Below are 13,978 nucleotides of genomic sequence, written 5' to 3'. Positions count from 1 at the left end.
GTGGTGCGTCCGCGAGGCCGGAGGGAGACAGCGGTGACGGAGCACGGCAGCCCTGACGAGCGCCCGCGCAGGCGCGGCCAGGGCGAACTGGAGTCGCAGGTGCTGGCCGCGCTGCGGCAGGCCCCAGGGCCCGTCACGGCCGCCTGGGTGCAGGAGCGGCTCGGCGGGGACCTCGCGTACACGACGGTGATGACCATCCTGACCCGGCTCCAGGCCAAACGGGCGGTCACCCGGGAGCGCGCGGGCCGCTCGTTCGAGTGGCGCGCGGCCTCGGACGAGGCGGGGCTCGCCGCTCTGCGGATGCGCAAGGTGCTGGACGGCGAGACGGACCGCGAGGCCGTCCTCGCCCGCTTCGTCACCACGCTCTCGGCGGACGACGAACGGCTGCTGCGCGACCTGCTCGCCCTCCCGGAGGACGGCTTCCCCGCAGGCGGTCTTCCCGCGGGCAGCTTCGTCGAGGGCGGCTTCGTCGAGGGTGGTTTCCCCGCGGGCGGCATCCCCAAGGACGGTTTCCCCGAGGGCGGGGCGGAGGGCTGACGGCGATGGGGGTGTTCGTCTTTCTGCCGCTCGTACTGCCGCTGACCGCGCTGCCCGTCGCGCGCCTCGCCGCACTCCATCTGCACCCCCGGGTCGCCACGCGTCTGCTCTCCGCCCTCGCCGCCGTCCTCGCGGTGTGCAGCACGCTCTGCCTGGGGCTGCTGGTGGTCGTGGGTACGGCGCAGCTCCCCGGCAACCCGCTGCCCGACGCATGGTCGGACCCCGAGGTCCGTGAGGCGGTCCCGTACGACGAGATCGCCGGCAAGGCGGCCATCGTGGCCCTCGCCGCGGCCGGAGCGGGGTGCGCCGGCGCCGCCTGGCGCCACCGGCGCGTACGCCGCCGCGCGCAGGAGGCGCTGGCCGGTCTGCCCGGCGGCGAGCTGGCCGTCCTGGCCGACGAGGCACCGTACGCCTACGCGCTGCCCGGCCCCGCCCGCGCGCCCCGCGCCGCGGCGGGGGAGGGGGACGACCCGGGTACCGGGCCCCGTGGACCCGGGCGGATCGTGGTCTCCACCGGGATGCTCGCCTGCCTCGACGAACCGGAGCGGGACGCCCTGATCGCCCACGAACGCGCCCATCTCGCGGGCCGGCACCACCGGTTCCTGCTGACGGTACGGCTCGCCGCCCGCGCCAATCCGCTGCTGCGCCCGCTGCGTGCGGCGGTCGCCTACACCAGCGAGCGCTGGGCCGACGAGGATGCCGCCCGGGTGACCGGCGACCGCACCGTCGTGGCCCGCGCCATCGGCAAGGCCGCGCTCGTCTCCCGGGGCACCCCGGCGCCGACGCTGGCCGGGTTCGCCGCGCCGAGCCCCGGACCCGTGCCACGCCGGGTCGCCGCGCTGCTGGGACCCGCGCCGTCGGCCGTCCACTGGCCGTCGGTGCGCAGCGCGGTGGGCCTGGCCGTCTGGGCGGCGGCGGCGGGCACGGTCGGCTCGGCCCTGTCCTCGGCGAACGCCACGGTCACGCTCTTCCTCGTCCTCCAGGCGGCCACACCGTTCTGAGCGCGGGATCAGCGCCCGGCCGCCGCCCGCCGGGGCCGGGTCAGCCGCGCACGGGCCGCGCGGACCCGGGCTCCCGCTGCGGCTGCGGCTGCGCGAGCTCGGGCCCGACCGGTGTGAAGAGCACCGCGCGCAGGACCCGCGGTGTGAAGAGCACACCGACCGTCGAGGTCAGATGGGTCACCTGCCGGAACGCGTCCCCGACGACCGGATCACCGGCCGCGCGCGCCAGCACCCGCCCCAGGTACCAGGCTCCCGGCCGGTCCGCCGCACGGATCCGCGCGGCGTTGCCCCGCGCGCCCGGCAGCGGCCGGTCGGCTCCGGCCGAGAGGTCCCACGCCTGCCGCGACGCCTTCAGCAGCGCGCGCTGCACGCGCCGGGTGGTGGGTGTCCGGCGGGGATCCGAGAGCGCGTTCCCCAGCGCGAGGGCGCCGAGCGCGGCGATCGTCATGCCCTGCCCGTACACCGGGTTGAAGGCGCACAGCGCGTCCCCGGTGGCGAGGAATCCGGCGGGCCGCCGCCCCGGCCGGTCGTACCGCCGCCGTACGTTCGCCGTCGAACGGAACGCGTGCACCGGCGACACCGGCTCCGCCTTCAACAGCCATTCGTGGAGGGCCGGATGGGGGAGCCGGGTGGCGAACTCGGCGAAGGCCTCGTCGTCCGAGGGCGGTTCACCGCCGCGCAGCCCGGTGAGCGTGACGATGTGCAGACCACCCTCGACGGGCAGGACGACCCCGCCCTCGGCGTGGTCCTTGTCCCCGACGAAGAAGTAGCCGTGGCACTCCGGCCCTTCGGCGGTCTCCGGGGCCCGGTAGAGCCGGGACGCATAGGCGAGCCCCGTGTCCAGCGTCTCCTCGTGGGGCGGCTCCGCGCCGATCCCGGCCAGCCAGTCCGGGGCGCGGGTCCCGCGCCCCGAGGCGTCCACGACCAGGTCGGCCGCGAGCGGGCGCACATCGTGACGCGTCCCCGCCCCGCGCTCACGCAGGCGTACGCCCCGGACCCGGGTGGCGTCCCCGACCAGCCCGACCACCTCCGTGCCCTCCACCACGGTGATCCGCGGATCGGCCAGCACCCGGCGTCGCACCAGCCACTCCAGCATCGGGCGTGAACCGGTGAGGAGATGGGTGGACGCCGGAGTGCGCCGGTAGAAGCTCCCGCTCTGCCACTGCACGAGATCGTCGGGCTGGCCGACCCGGGGGGAGCCGTGCTCGCGCAGCTCGTCGAGGATCCCGGGCAGTAACTCCTCCATGGCCCGCTGCCCGCTCGCCAGCAGCACATGGAGGTGACGGCTCTGCGGGACCCCCGCCCGGGGCTCGGGACCGTCCGGGAAACGGTCGCGCTCGATGACAGTCACCCGGTCGGCGTGGTCGCTCAGCACTCGGGCCGTCAGCAGGGCCGAGAGACTCCCTCCGACGACGACGGCATGCCGCGCCCGGCGGCCCCGGGAACGGTCCGTCCCCCCGGGCCTCTCCTCGGCCGCCCCGGCACCCGTTCCCGCCCCGGTGCCCGTTCCCCCATCCGTCCCCTCGCCCCTGCCGTGCGCGTCCTGTGCGCCGGTGTCCACGCCCGCCGAGTTCGCCATGCCTGTCCTTCCGGAAGTTCTGGACCGCCACCGGCGCGGAAGGCGCCGGTGCCTGCGTGACGGCTCAGTATTCCGGTGGCGCGATGCCCGGATCACGACGACTCCGCGCCTTTTTCCCGGTCCGGGGCCGATTCCGGGCGCATTCCGTATGGGGTACCGGTCACTCCTTGCGGTATCGGTACGCCTCCTCCGCCGCGGCCACCACCGCGTCCAGATCCCCGCCGGCCGAGGCGGTGACGTACGCGGCCACCGCTCCCTCCACGAACGGCGCGTCCACCAGCCGGGCCCGCTCCGGCAGTTCGTCGCCCTCGGCGAGCAACGCCTTCACCGTCAGCACGGCGCTGCCGAGATCCACCAGAAGAGCGACCCCCGCACCGCGGTCGACCTCCGCCGCCGCGGCCGAGATCAGCTCGGAGCTGGTCCCGAGCCCGCCGTCCCCGGTGCCGCCCGCGGGCGCGATCGGGGCCGCGGCGCCGCCGCCCGCCAGGCCCCGCGCGAGCGCGGCGACAGCCGTGGCGACCGCCGCGCTGTGGGACACCAGCACGATGCCGACCGGCGCTCCGCCACTCACCGTGCCGCCTCCGCCGTGTCGGCGAGGGCGGCGATCAGCAGCGCGGACGACGTGGCACCCGGGTCCTGGTGCCCGATGCTGCGCTCGCCCAGATAACTCGCCCTGCCCTTGCGCGCCCGGAGGGGTACGGTCGCCAGGGCGCCCCGATCGGCGGCCTCGGCGGCCGCCCGGAAGGACGGGCCGGCCGGTGCCGGGGCCTCCAGCGCCTCGACCGCCGGTTCCAGCGCGTCGATCATCGTCTTGTCCCCGGGCGCGGCCCCGCCGAGCTGCCTCACCGCCGTGACACCGGCCCGCAGCGCCTCGGTGAACTGCTCGGGCGTGACCTCGGCGGCGTCCCCGAGCGCCTTGCCCGTACGGCGCAGCAGCGTCCCGTACAGCGGCCCGGACGCGCCGCCCACGGTGGAGATGAGCTGGCGGCCCGCGAGGATCAGCACGGCGCCCGGAGAGGTGGGCGCGTCCTGCTCCAGCGTGGCCGTGACGGCCCGGAATCCGCGCTGGAGGTTGCTGCCGTGGTCGGCGTCCCCGATGGCCGAGTCCAGTTCGGTGAGCCGGTCCGCGGCACCCTCCACGGCGTCCGCCGCGACCACCCCCAGCCAGCGGCGGAAGAATCCCGCGTCGAGCGTGCGGTCCGATGTCTCGTCGGTCACGTGATCTCCTCACCCCGTGGAACGTTCCCCACGTCCCTTGTCCTGCCTCGCGTCGCCGTACTGTCGCGTGCCGCTGTGCCGCTGTGCCGCTGTGCCGCTGTGCCGCTGTGCCGCTGTGCCGCTGTGCTGACGGGCGCTCAGCGGCCCCAGCGCAGCGCGGGGGTCTCGACCGGCGCGTCCCACAGCCGCAGCAGCTCCTCGTCGACCTGGCAGAGGGTCACCGAGCAGCCCGCCATGTCGAGCGAGGTCACATAGTTGCCGACGAGGGTACGGGCCACCGCCACACCGCGCTCGCCCAGCACCCGCTGGACCTCGGCGTTGAACCCGTACAGCTCCAGCAGCGGCGTACCGCCCATGCCGTTGACCAGGGCGATCACCGGCCCGGAGGGGCGCAGGTCGTCCAGTACGGTGTGCACCGCGAAGTCCGCGATCTCCCGCGCGGTCATCATCGCGCGCCGCTCGCGCCCGGGCTCACCGTGGATCCCGATGCCCAGCTCCAGCTCGCCGTCGGGCAGGTCGAAGGTGGGGCTGCCCTTCGCGGGCGTGGTGACGGCGCTCAGGGCGACCCCGAAGGTCCGGGACAGCTCGTTCACCCGCCGCCCGATCGCCTCGACCCGCTCCAGCGGCGCCCCCTCCTCGGCGGCGGCGCCCGCCATCTTCTCGACGAACAGCGTCGCACCCGTACCGCGCCGCCCCGCCGTGTAGGTGCTGTCGGTCACCGCCACATCGTCGTTGACCAGCACTTTCGCGATCTGGATGCCTTCGTCCTCGGCCAGCTCGGCGGCCATGTCGAAGTTCAGGACGTCGCCCGTGTAGTTCTTGACGACGAACAGCACCCCGGCACCGCTGTCCACCGCGGCGGCGGCCCGGACCATCTGATCCGGCACGGGGGAGGTGAAGACCTCACCGGGGCAGGCGGCAGCCAGCATGCCGGGCCCGACGAACCCCCCGTGCAACGGCTCGTGCCCGGAGCCGCCCCCGGAAACGATCCCCACTTTCCCGGCCACGGGCGCGTCGCCGCGTATCACCACACGCCGCTCGACGTCGACGGAGAGCTTGGGATGCGCGGCCGCCATGCCGCGCAGCGCGTCCGCTACCACGGTCTCCGGCACATTGATGAGCATCTTCAACGGTATCTCCTAGGTTGGCTAGCAGATGTGCCTCTGACCAGCGTTTTTGCAGGTCAAGGTGCATGTGGGGGCTATGTGATCTTGGCGGTCCCCGGCGTTTCGAAGCGGTGTCCGGCGGTACTGATGCTGACCTCATGCTGACTTTTCTGATATATCGTCAGCTCCCTCCGGAGCAGTCCGGCTGGGCAGTCCGTTCGTCCGATTCCAGTATCGATCGAACCCGGCCAGGCGGCACGGCCTACGGCGAGATCGGGGGACGGCACGCATCTCGGCGAATCTGCCCTCTGGGTCCGCGAGGGGGTGTACTGCGTGGGTGGGCAGACGATTCCGTGGATGGCCATGAGCGGCCTCGGCCACAGTCGCCCAGGGGCTGCGTGCATCGACACGGTCGGCGAAGGTGACGAGTGAACGGTGTGCCATAAGCCAACGGATGGCTTGCGCTACGTACTGAATGACCCGATCAGCATGGGTCTACCGGCCGAGAGCAGGTTTCGCTGGCCCGGAGAACGCTTCTGTCTGTGCACGTCAGAGCAAGTGGCTTCCTGTGCCGATCTTATGTCGGGCCTAGCCTCGCGCTTTCAGCAGAGTGCGACGTCTACTCATGATCAAAAAGTAGGAGCGCTCCTCCGACCTGGGAGGATTGGGTATTCCGATGAATCTTCCTGCGTCAAGCTGGGGGCACTCGTCAGGTGATGGAACCCGAGGTGTCTCCGCGATGCTCCCAGGCTGGGCGGAACGGCCCGTGGATCTCAGGTGAGAGCGAGGAGCACTTCGTCGATCTCGCCGCCGCGTGCTTGGCCGAAGCCCCTGCCATGCCCTGTGATCACAAAGCCACACTTTTCCAGTACGCGGATCGAGCCTGCGTTATCGGCTGCTGCGTGGGCGTGCAACGGCCGAGTTCTGACGAGATCGACCAGCAACGTGAGCGCCGCTGTGGCGATGCCGCGGCCCCAGTGATTTCGGCCGATCCAGTAGGTGACCTGGCGTTCGTTCGGCGGCCCGTACACCGCAGCATGGCCGACCACCTCATCGTCGGCGAGCACAGTGTGCATTAGGACATCGGGGTTGGAACGGATCCTGGCCCAGTAGCTGTCGAAGTGCGCCCTGTCGTAGTGGTACTTCCTGGTGACCGCGGCCACGTGCTGCGCCTCGGGATCAGAGAGGTGCTCCCAAAAGGTGGGCAGATCACTATCGAGTACTTCGCGGAGGGAGATCATTTCGGTGGTGGCTCCTACGGCTGGTCGAGCACGTGGTACTTCGTCGAGTGCGGCGTCCGATAACTGATCAAATTCATTGAGTGTACTCCTGGCCTGGGAGGATGGAACGTGTCGAAGGCTCTGTCTGCAGCAGGAAGTAGGCGCGCTCCGGGTGAATGTGACCCCTGGCCGTCACGCGGTGGGATCCACGTTCCACGTCGCGGGCAGACCGCTGCCGCAGAAGACGCAGATGAAGTCGTCCTCACGCACGATGTTGTGCTCCTGGCAGTCGGGGCACCGCCGGAATACAACCTCGTGGGTGAAGCCGGAAGGCCGCCGGAGCTCTACAGCGTCCAGAGCCTGGGCGACCTCCGCCCAGGAGGTGACGTCCGGGCAGTACCCGGTGGACTGGTTGCTGACCTCGCTCACGGTCCACCGGTCTGCCTCGCGCATGAAGCTGATCTCGCCGGCACTCAGAACCATGTCTCCGCCGGCACAGGCCACGTGCTCACTTCGCCGCGGGGCCAGCCGAAGCACACCGTCCATATCGATCACGAAGGTGAACGGTTCGGTCAGTTCCGCCGCCGATTGCTCCACGATCCAGCCACCGAAGTCAGCCGCCGAGCCGATCCGACGGCCGCCGTCACCGGGCCGCACCGCAGCCTTCAGCTCAACCGGTCCGACATATCGGTAACTCCGCCCCCGCGCGTTCACGTCAGCCAACCTAGAGCACTTCCGACACACGCCCTAGACATCCCCGGCACGGTCACCGGCACCGGCGGCCTGCTCACCCTGGTCTACGGCATCACCCGCGGCGGCGAGAACGGCTGGACCGACAGCCTCACTCTCACCTCCTTCTTCTCTGCTGCCGTGCTCCTGCTGGACTTCCTGATCGTCCAGCGGCGAGCCGCACACCCGATGATGCCGCTGCACCTGTTCAGCAACCGAACGCGATCCGGCAGCTACACCATTTTGCTGTTCGTCGGCGCCGGGATGATCGCCTTCTTCTACTTCCTCACCCTCTACATGCGGCTCATCCTCGGCTGCAGTGCCATCAAGTCCGGCTTCGCCTACCTGCCCTTCAGCATCGGCATGGGCATCGCGGTCGGAGTCAGCTCCAAGCTCGTCACCCACGTCGCCTCGCGCGTAGTTGCCGCTCCGGGCCTGTTGGTGGCCGCCGCCGGCATGTTCTGGTTCACCAGGCTCGCCCCGGACTCCTCCTACCCGGCCCACCTCATGCCCGCGATGTTCGTCACCGCCCTCGGCCTGGGCGTGAGCTTCGTGCCCATGGCCCTCGGCGCGGTCCACGCCGTCGCACACCAGGAAACGGGCATCGCCTCCGCACTGCTCAACACCGCCCAGCAGTTCGGCGGCGTGCTCGGCCTGGCCAACCTGTCGCCCCTCTCCACCAACGCCGCCGACGACCGGCTCCCCAACGCCGCGGCCACCTTCTACCAGGGCCTCGCCACCAGGAACCAGACCCTGATCGCAAAGGCCGGCGACGCTCTCACCCACGGCTACACCATCGCCTTCGCCGCTACCGCGGTCATATTCATTCGCCATTGACATGAAGAAGCAGCACGCCGAGGGGACAAGGGAATGCAATCACTCACCTCTCGTGGAGTTTTTCCATGTCTTCCGACAGCGCGACTGCCACCGCCCCGGCCGACGCGGGCACACGTACCGGTTCGCCAGATGGGCGGCATCTGGGCTTCGCCCTGGTCGTGATCGCCGCCGCGCAACTGATGCTGATCCTCGACGCCACGATCACGAACATCGCCCTCCCCAGCATCCAGACCGACCTGGATGCGTCCGACGCCAACCTCGCCTGGATCGTCAACGCCTATGCGCTGGCCTTCGGCGGACTGCTGCTGAGAGCGTCGGATTGGGGAAGATGGCCCGCTGATCCGTGGGAATGGGAAGACACGAGAGTAGCACCCCATAAAATACCGGTGGGACCTCAAAAATGGCGCCGATGGATGTGGCAATTCTTGCGCTTGAATTCTTGTGCGTAATGTGGGCAATGCCGCTTCAATGAGAGGCTTGCCCGCAATTTCGCGGAGCTTGCAAATAAAGCTGCATTCTGCATTTGATCTCTGATCGGATACAGTTCGAAAAGCTGTGCCGATGTGAGGCCGCGTAAATCCGCGATGAGAGTCGCTCCCGACATCCTGGCTGGCTCCGCGGTTCTGCCCTGCAAAACCAGGCTCTCCGGCCACGACCAGACCAGAGCGACGCGCAACGGCCGGGCTGGCCGCCGATGGCAGTGATTGTTCGCTGCGCGGTGCCCACGCACGTCCTGTGGCCCCGCAATCCAGGAATTCGCTCTATCGGTCCTGGACGGACTGGTGGCTGACCGCTGCGCACCGCCACCGCCGAAGAGGCAGATGAAGACCACAACTACTGTGGCACAAAAAGAATCCTCTGCCGGCGGACGACGAACGGCGTTACCGCGAAGGCGTTCAGTCTCTTTCCTTCAGTCTTGCCGCCCGCCCCTGGTCATCCCAGGCCACCTCCAGTACGTGTTCGATCGCGTCCCGGTTGAGAGGCCCGAACACATGAGGGAACAGGGTGCTTTCGGTGACCCCTGGCGGCGGGACGGGCACTGCTGGCTCCCACTCGCACTTCGCAGTGAGCCGGTCCACATTGAGAACGAGTGTCAGCAGCGGTCTCGGCGCGTCCCGGTAGAAGGCGTTGACGATGGCGATGGTGGTCTTCTCGTTGGGTGAGCAGTGGACGAACCCGTCCTCCGAGAGCGACTCGGGTGTGTACGGGCCGTCGGGGCGGACGTTCCACTCATCGAGTGGGACCACGTGCTGGATGGTGGCACGACTGGACATGCTGGCCGTGACCTCCTTGAAATAGGGGGCGCGCAGGCCCCGGACTATGGAGCCGGGCGGTTCAATGTAGCCGCCTGGCGCGGTCGGCCCGGCCCGAGAGCCGCCGTGGATGGGTGGCCTCAGTCAGCACCGGGCTGCTGAGCAGATTCCCCCGGGGTGGCGAGGTCCGCCGCCGGTTGAAGGGCGGCGGACCCGGTTTCCGGGCTGCTCGGTGCTGGGGGGTTGCCGCCGGCCTGGATCATCGGGGAGAGGTCGAAGACGCTGATGGTGCGGTTGATCTTGCTGACAGGGACGGTCGCCTCCTACGAGAACCACCAGCTCGCCGGCCGCGGCCGGGGGTATCGCCGAGATACGAGCCAAAGGTGCAATGACCTGTTCTTGAAGCTCTGAAAAGACGTCCGGGCTAACTCGGTACTGTCGGCGTCTTCCGCGAGAATGCGGCGGACGGTGCCGTTTCCGGGCTGCCCCCGGGTGGTAGCAGCATCTTTCCGCTGCTACCAGAAAGAATCCGTCATCCAGCGGGTGTGGGGTTGGTCACCTGGGTGCCGAGCGGTTGTTGCCTGGGGTATCAGTTGGTCAGGTTGGTGAGGATCAGGCCCTTGCCGTTGATCTTGCGGCCTGTCTCCAGGCCGGCGATCAGAGTGGTGGCGTCCTCCAGAGAGACGGTTTCGCCGATGGACATGCGGATGTCCCCGGCGGCGGCCCTGTCGGCAGCGGCGGTGAGGGTCCGGGTGTCGGGCTTGCAGAAGAAGATCTTGTGGCGGCGGGCGAAGACGGCGTGCGCGAACTTGGCGGGGGTGGCGTTGATGTCGAGGTAGACGCCGGTCTTGTTCAACAGCCGTATCGCGGTCTTGACCGGCAGGAAGCCGTTGGTGTCGTAGACCACGTCGAACGCGCCCTGGAGTTCTTTCTGGTCTGCGGGGTCGACGGCGGTGTAGTCGTAGAGGCGGTCAATACCGAGGGCGTGGGCGTGCTGCACGGAAGTGGGGCCGCTGGTGCCGGTGACGGTGGCGCCGAGGGCGTGGGCGAGCTGGACGACAGCTTGGCCGACGCCGCCGGTCGCCCCGTTGACGAAGACCCGCTGGCCGGCCTGCAGCCGGGCGCGGTCGATGAGTCCGGCAAAGGCCATGACCACGGGGGTGGCGAGCGCGGCGGCCTGCTCGAAGGAGAGACCGGCGGGCTTGATGGCCAGGTGGGAAGCGGGGGCGATAACGGCCTCGGCGAAGGCACCGCTGGGCTTCAGCGCGGTGATCCCGTACACCGAGTCGCCGGGCTTCAAGCCGGCGACACCAGGGCCGACCACGGTGACGGTCCCGGAGAAGTCCGAGCCCATCGCGCGGGGGAAGGCCCGGCCGGTCATCATCTTCAGCTCGCCCCGGCGGACCTTCCAGTCGATCGGGTTGACCGCGGCCGCGACGACGGAGACCGCAACCTCTCCCTCCTGTGGCGAGGGCAGGGTGAAGCCCTCCAGTCGCATCGTGTCCGGGCCGCCGTAGCGGTGGTACTGAATTCTGCGCATGAGGTGTGTTCCTTGAGAAGATCTGTGCGGTTGAACTCGGTGGTGTCCTACTGGGGCTCGGGTCACGCCGGTGTTCCGGGCCGGGGTGGGAGGCGGCAGTCCTCAGACGAGGAACTGGCTGGTGAGGTCGGAGTGATGCGCGACGTGGACGCCGGCCGCATCCAGGCGGAAGTTGACCTGCCAGATCTCCACGCCACCCCGCACGGCCTGGGCGACCGACGCCTGGACCTGATCGTGGTGACTGCTGGGGCGAACCTCGAAGCCGGGGTTGTCGTACAGGAAGCAGACCACCAGGACGGCGCGTTGATGGGCCTGCAGGCTGCGGCCGAGTTCCCCGATGTGCTTGACCAGCCGGTCGGTGGAGGCCAGCGGCGGGCGGGGCCGGGTGCGGACGTGATCGCCCAGGGCGACCTGGAGGTTGTCCAGCGGGGTCTTCACCTCGACGTAGGTGTCGTCGTCGACGAGGAAGTCCAGGCGGGAGCGGCCCAGGGTCCGCTCGCGCAGCACGCTGTGCGCGGTGACGATCTTCGGCAGCAGGTGGTGGACCAGGGCCTGCTCGACATAGCGGTTGGCGGCACTCTGGTTGATGCCGATCCAGGCCGGACGGGCGGTGCCTGGGGCATCGACGCTGACGGCTTCCACGGTGTACGGGGTCTTGCGGGCGGGGTTTTCGCTGCGTGAGAGCAGGCAGTCGAGTCCGTCCAGGAGTAGGTTGCCGATGCGGCCGGTGGTCGGGCAATGGCAGGCGGTCTCGCTCCCACCGATGTCGGCGTCGATGATGAACCGGTTCGGGTGCCGGATGATCCTGGCCCGGGTCAGGGGCTCGGGGAAGCAGATCGTGTCGCCCCGGGTGGTGAGGATTCTCATGCAGCCTTCGATCGCGTGCGGTGGTGGGCGCCGTGGGCGCCGCGCCCGAAGCCGTCGGCGGTGGCAGACCGGGCACGGACACGGGGCGGTCAGTGCTGAGGGTTGCCGCCGGCCCGGATGAGCGGGGACAGGTCGAAGTGGCTCAGCACCTGGGTGATGAGGCCATTCTTGACGGTGACGTAGTCCATGCCGGGGAAGTCGCTCGCGAAAGGCGCGTCGAGGGTGTAAACGGCGGCGGCGTGAGTGTCGTCGCCCAGGACGTCGATGAGGGTGGCGCCGTTCAGCGAGCCGGCGAATGGCCCGATGAAGGTCTGGAAGCCCTCCTTGCCCTCGAACGTACCGTTCGGGGCCTTGCAGACGGCGTCGTTCGCGACATAGGCCAACGCCTTGTCGATGTCCTTGTTCATCCACGCCTCGGTGTACGCCCGGGCGATCTTCTGCGCGGATCCGGTGGTAGCAGACATGGGGATGCGCCTTTCCTAGCCGTTCGCTCCAGTACATCCGGCAGGCTGGCGGCCCGCTCGTCAGGAGCGCCCGGTCCGCCCCGTCGGCGGCCCGATACCTGCATCCTCACCGCTATATATGACATCTTTGGTCATATACGTGAGGGATTTATTGGAGCCATGAAATCCGACCGACTGCTCTCGATCATGCTGCTGCAGACCCACCAACAGCTGCCCGCCTCCGACCTGGCCGACCGCCTGGAGGTCTCGGCCCGCACGATCATGCGGGACGTGGAGGCACTGTCCGCCGCCGGCGTACCCGTCTACACCGTCCGCGGCCCCCAGGGCGGGATCGCCCTGCTCCCCGGCTTCCGCACCGACGTCTCCGGGCTGACCACCGACGAGGCCCGCGCACTGTTCGTCCTCCTGTCCGGCCCTGCCCACGCCGACCTCGGCCTGGATCGGGCCCTCGGCTCCGCCCTGCGCAAGGTCATGGCAGCCCTGCCCGCCCTGCACCGCCCCGACGCCGACCTGGCCAGCCGCCGCGTCCTCATCGACCCCGTCCGCTGGCGTGGCGCCCCCGGCCCCGACCACCCCGCCACCGAACTCGCCGCGTTCCAGCAGGCCGTCTTCACCGGCCGCCGCCTGCGCCTGCGCTACCGCCACGGCCGTGACAAGCGCGTGCGCACGTACACCCTCGACCCCTACGGCCTCGTCAGCAAAGCCGGCGTCTGGTACCTCGTCGCCGACCACGACGGCGAACCCGCACTGTTCCGCACCGACCGCGCCCTCTCCGCCGCCGTCCTCGACCAGCCCGTGCGGCGTCGTGACGGTACGGAGCTGGCCGAGGTGTGGGACACCTTGCGCCGCCGCATTGACGACATCCCCGCCCCCCTCACCGTTACCGTCAAGGTCCGCGACGAGATCCTGGCCAAGTTCCTGCGCATCCACGAACCCGACATCGCCGCCCCCGATCCGGCTGGCTCTCCAGAGGCAGACCCTGAGCCGGGCTGGACGAGAGTGGAGCTGCGCTTCCGCGCCCTCGCGGCTGCCGAGGCGCTCCTCGCCTTCGGACCCGACGCCGAAGTCCTCGCCCCTGACGACCTCCGCCACGCCCTGGCCCACAAGGCCGCAGCGACGGCCGCCCTCTACATCCCCCGCCCGGCAGCCTGACCAGCAAGCCTTGGACGCATCCCGATCAGGCTGCCCTACCGAATCCGGCGGCCCGCACGTACTGCTCGCGCAACGGGGTGAAACCAACGTCCAGCTTCGGGTCGTACGCCGCCGCCTGGATGCCGAGTTCGTGCGTGGAGTACGCACCGAACCAGTTGATGTGCTCGGCCAGGTACGGCGAGATGCGAGTCAGGCCCTCGGGATCGCTCTTCCCCAGATGACGTCGCGGCGATGGACGAACCGTTGCCGATCCAGTTCGCTCCCGTCAAAACCGCCCTCCGAAAGGGAAGGTTCGTACGCCCTGAGCTCTGTCGCCCTGCCCTGTTCGTCCCACTCCACGTCCAGCACCAGCAGGACTGTGTCACGGTCGAGAGGCCCTAAGGGCTTGCAGAGAATCAACATGCTGATTTGATCTCCGCAGGGTAGTTGTTCGCGAGGAACGCCGTGATGTCAGTGGGCGTGCTGAACCTGGCTG

At 69.7% G+C, this 13,978-nt stretch carries 14 protein-coding genes and 1 pseudogene; 5 read left to right on the top strand and 10 right to left on the bottom strand.

Annotated elements, in window-relative coordinates; translation table 11 throughout:
• Positions 1-33: 33 nt before the first annotated feature.
• Together ACFXKG_RS34745 and ACFXKG_RS34740 are read left to right on the top strand one after the other, a co-directional pair.
• On the top strand, positions 34-537 hold the full coding sequence (locus tag ACFXKG_RS34745) for a BlaI/MecI/CopY family transcriptional regulator (RefSeq protein ID WP_384847471.1): 504 nt from the start codon (positions 34-36) through the stop codon (positions 535-537).
• 5 nt (positions 538-542) lie between these two features.
• Complete coding sequence (locus ACFXKG_RS34740; RefSeq protein WP_384847468.1) at positions 543-1,538, top strand: M56 family metallopeptidase; 996 nt, start codon at positions 543-545, stop codon at positions 1,536-1,538.
• Between the two features lie 40 nt (positions 1,539-1,578).
• Here the strand turns inward: ACFXKG_RS34740 and ACFXKG_RS34735 are convergent, their stop codons facing one another.
• From ACFXKG_RS34735 to ACFXKG_RS34710, 6 genes are all read right to left on the bottom strand, one after another.
• Positions 1,579-3,117 carry an FAD-dependent oxidoreductase gene (locus tag ACFXKG_RS34735; protein ID WP_384847465.1) on the bottom strand — a complete coding sequence of 513 codons (1,539 nt, stop codon included), beginning with the start codon at positions 3,115-3,117 and terminating at the stop codon, positions 1,579-1,581.
• Positions 3,118-3,277: 160 nt separating this feature from the next.
• A complete protein-coding gene (locus ACFXKG_RS34730) occupies positions 3,278-3,688 on the bottom strand; it encodes a PTS-dependent dihydroxyacetone kinase phosphotransferase subunit DhaM (RefSeq protein ID WP_384847462.1) in 411 nt (136 codons plus the stop codon).
• Positions 3,685-4,335 (bottom strand): dihydroxyacetone kinase subunit DhaL, encoded by a 651-nt coding sequence (gene dhaL / locus ACFXKG_RS34725; RefSeq protein WP_384847459.1) that lies wholly within the window; start codon positions 4,333-4,335, stop codon positions 3,685-3,687. Before dhaL ends, ACFXKG_RS34730 begins: the two co-directional genes overlap by 4 nt.
• A gap of 137 nt (positions 4,336-4,472) precedes the next feature.
• Positions 4,473-5,465, bottom strand: a complete 993-nt coding sequence (gene dhaK / locus ACFXKG_RS34720) for a dihydroxyacetone kinase subunit DhaK (RefSeq protein WP_384847456.1) — start codon at positions 5,463-5,465, stop codon at positions 4,473-4,475.
• A 749-nt stretch (positions 5,466-6,214) separates the two neighbouring features.
• Positions 6,215-6,682, bottom strand: coding sequence for a GNAT family N-acetyltransferase (locus ACFXKG_RS34715; RefSeq protein ID WP_384847453.1), 468 nt, complete (start codon positions 6,680-6,682; stop codon positions 6,215-6,217).
• 171 nt (positions 6,683-6,853) lie between these two features.
• Positions 6,854-7,318, bottom strand: coding sequence for a hypothetical protein (locus ACFXKG_RS34710; RefSeq protein ID WP_384847450.1), 465 nt, complete (start codon positions 7,316-7,318; stop codon positions 6,854-6,856).
• Between ACFXKG_RS34710 and ACFXKG_RS34705 the strand changes: the two genes are divergently transcribed.
• Complete coding sequence (locus tag ACFXKG_RS34705; RefSeq protein ID WP_384847447.1) at positions 7,250-8,227, top strand: MFS transporter; 978 nt, start codon at positions 7,250-7,252, stop codon at positions 8,225-8,227. The two genes, ACFXKG_RS34710 and ACFXKG_RS34705, sit on opposite strands and share 69 nt — an antisense overlap.
• Before the next feature lie 65 nt (positions 8,228-8,292).
• Positions 8,293-8,547 (top strand): annotated as a pseudogene (locus ACFXKG_RS34700) (MFS transporter); the annotation flags it as partial.
• Between the two features lie 576 nt (positions 8,548-9,123).
• On the opposite strand, the gene ACFXKG_RS34695 reads toward ACFXKG_RS34700, so the two are convergent.
• The 4 genes from ACFXKG_RS34695 to ACFXKG_RS34680 all read right to left on the bottom strand — a co-directional run bounded on the left by ACFXKG_RS34695 (position 9,124) and on the right by ACFXKG_RS34680 (position 12,351).
• On the bottom strand, positions 9,124-9,501 hold the full coding sequence (locus tag ACFXKG_RS34695; protein WP_384847444.1) for a DUF952 domain-containing protein: 378 nt from the start codon (positions 9,499-9,501) through the stop codon (positions 9,124-9,126).
• 568 nt (positions 9,502-10,069) lie between these two features.
• Positions 10,070-11,020: an NAD(P)-dependent alcohol dehydrogenase gene (locus ACFXKG_RS34690; protein WP_384847441.1), complete on the bottom strand. Its 951-nt coding sequence runs from the start codon at positions 11,018-11,020 to the stop codon at positions 10,070-10,072.
• Between the two features lie 102 nt (positions 11,021-11,122).
• Positions 11,123-11,887, bottom strand: a complete 765-nt coding sequence (locus tag ACFXKG_RS34685; protein WP_384847438.1) for a DNA/RNA nuclease SfsA — start codon at positions 11,885-11,887, stop codon at positions 11,123-11,125.
• A gap of 89 nt (positions 11,888-11,976) precedes the next feature.
• The gene (locus tag ACFXKG_RS34680; protein WP_384847435.1) at positions 11,977-12,351 is read right to left on the bottom strand and encodes a nuclear transport factor 2 family protein; all 375 of its coding nucleotides are present in this window, start codon (positions 12,349-12,351) and stop codon (positions 11,977-11,979) included.
• Between the two features lie 159 nt (positions 12,352-12,510).
• Here ACFXKG_RS34680 and ACFXKG_RS34675 point away from each other — a divergent pair, with 159 nt between their 5' ends.
• Positions 12,511-13,503 (top strand): helix-turn-helix transcriptional regulator, encoded by a 993-nt coding sequence (locus tag ACFXKG_RS34675; RefSeq protein ID WP_384847432.1) that lies wholly within the window; start codon positions 12,511-12,513, stop codon positions 13,501-13,503.
• The last annotated feature ends 475 nt before the right edge of the window (positions 13,504-13,978 follow it).

The organism is Streptomyces sp. NPDC059255 (assembly GCF_042752355.1).
Lineage (GTDB): Bacteria > Actinomycetota > Actinomycetes > Streptomycetales > Streptomycetaceae > Streptomyces.
This window is presented reverse-complemented; position numbering and strand designations above follow the sequence as displayed.

What these genes read in the sequence shown, in the direction of transcription:
- ACFXKG_RS34740 (WP_384847468.1), top strand. Translation starts at nt 543, where the DNA reads ATGGGGGTGTTCGTCTTTCTGCCGCTCGTACTGCCGCTGACCGCGCTG.
- ACFXKG_RS34735 (WP_384847465.1), bottom strand. Translation starts at nt 3,117, where the DNA reads ATGGCGAACTCGGCGGGCGTGGACACCGGCGCACAGGACGCGCACGGC.
- ACFXKG_RS34715 (WP_384847453.1), bottom strand. Translation starts at nt 6,682, where the DNA reads ATGATCTCCCTCCGCGAAGTACTCGATAGTGATCTGCCCACCTTTTGG.
- ACFXKG_RS34695 (WP_384847444.1), bottom strand. Translation starts at nt 9,501, where the DNA reads ATGTCCAGTCGTGCCACCATCCAGCACGTGGTCCCACTCGATGAGTGG.
- ACFXKG_RS34690 (WP_384847441.1), bottom strand. Translation starts at nt 11,020, where the DNA reads ATGCGCAGAATTCAGTACCACCGCTACGGCGGCCCGGACACGATGCGA.
- ACFXKG_RS34685 (WP_384847438.1), bottom strand. Translation starts at nt 11,887, where the DNA reads ATGAGAATCCTCACCACCCGGGGCGACACGATCTGCTTCCCCGAGCCC.
- ACFXKG_RS34680 (WP_384847435.1), bottom strand. Translation starts at nt 12,351, where the DNA reads ATGTCTGCTACCACCGGATCCGCGCAGAAGATCGCCCGGGCGTACACC.
- ACFXKG_RS34675 (WP_384847432.1), top strand. Translation starts at nt 12,511, where the DNA reads ATGAAATCCGACCGACTGCTCTCGATCATGCTGCTGCAGACCCACCAA.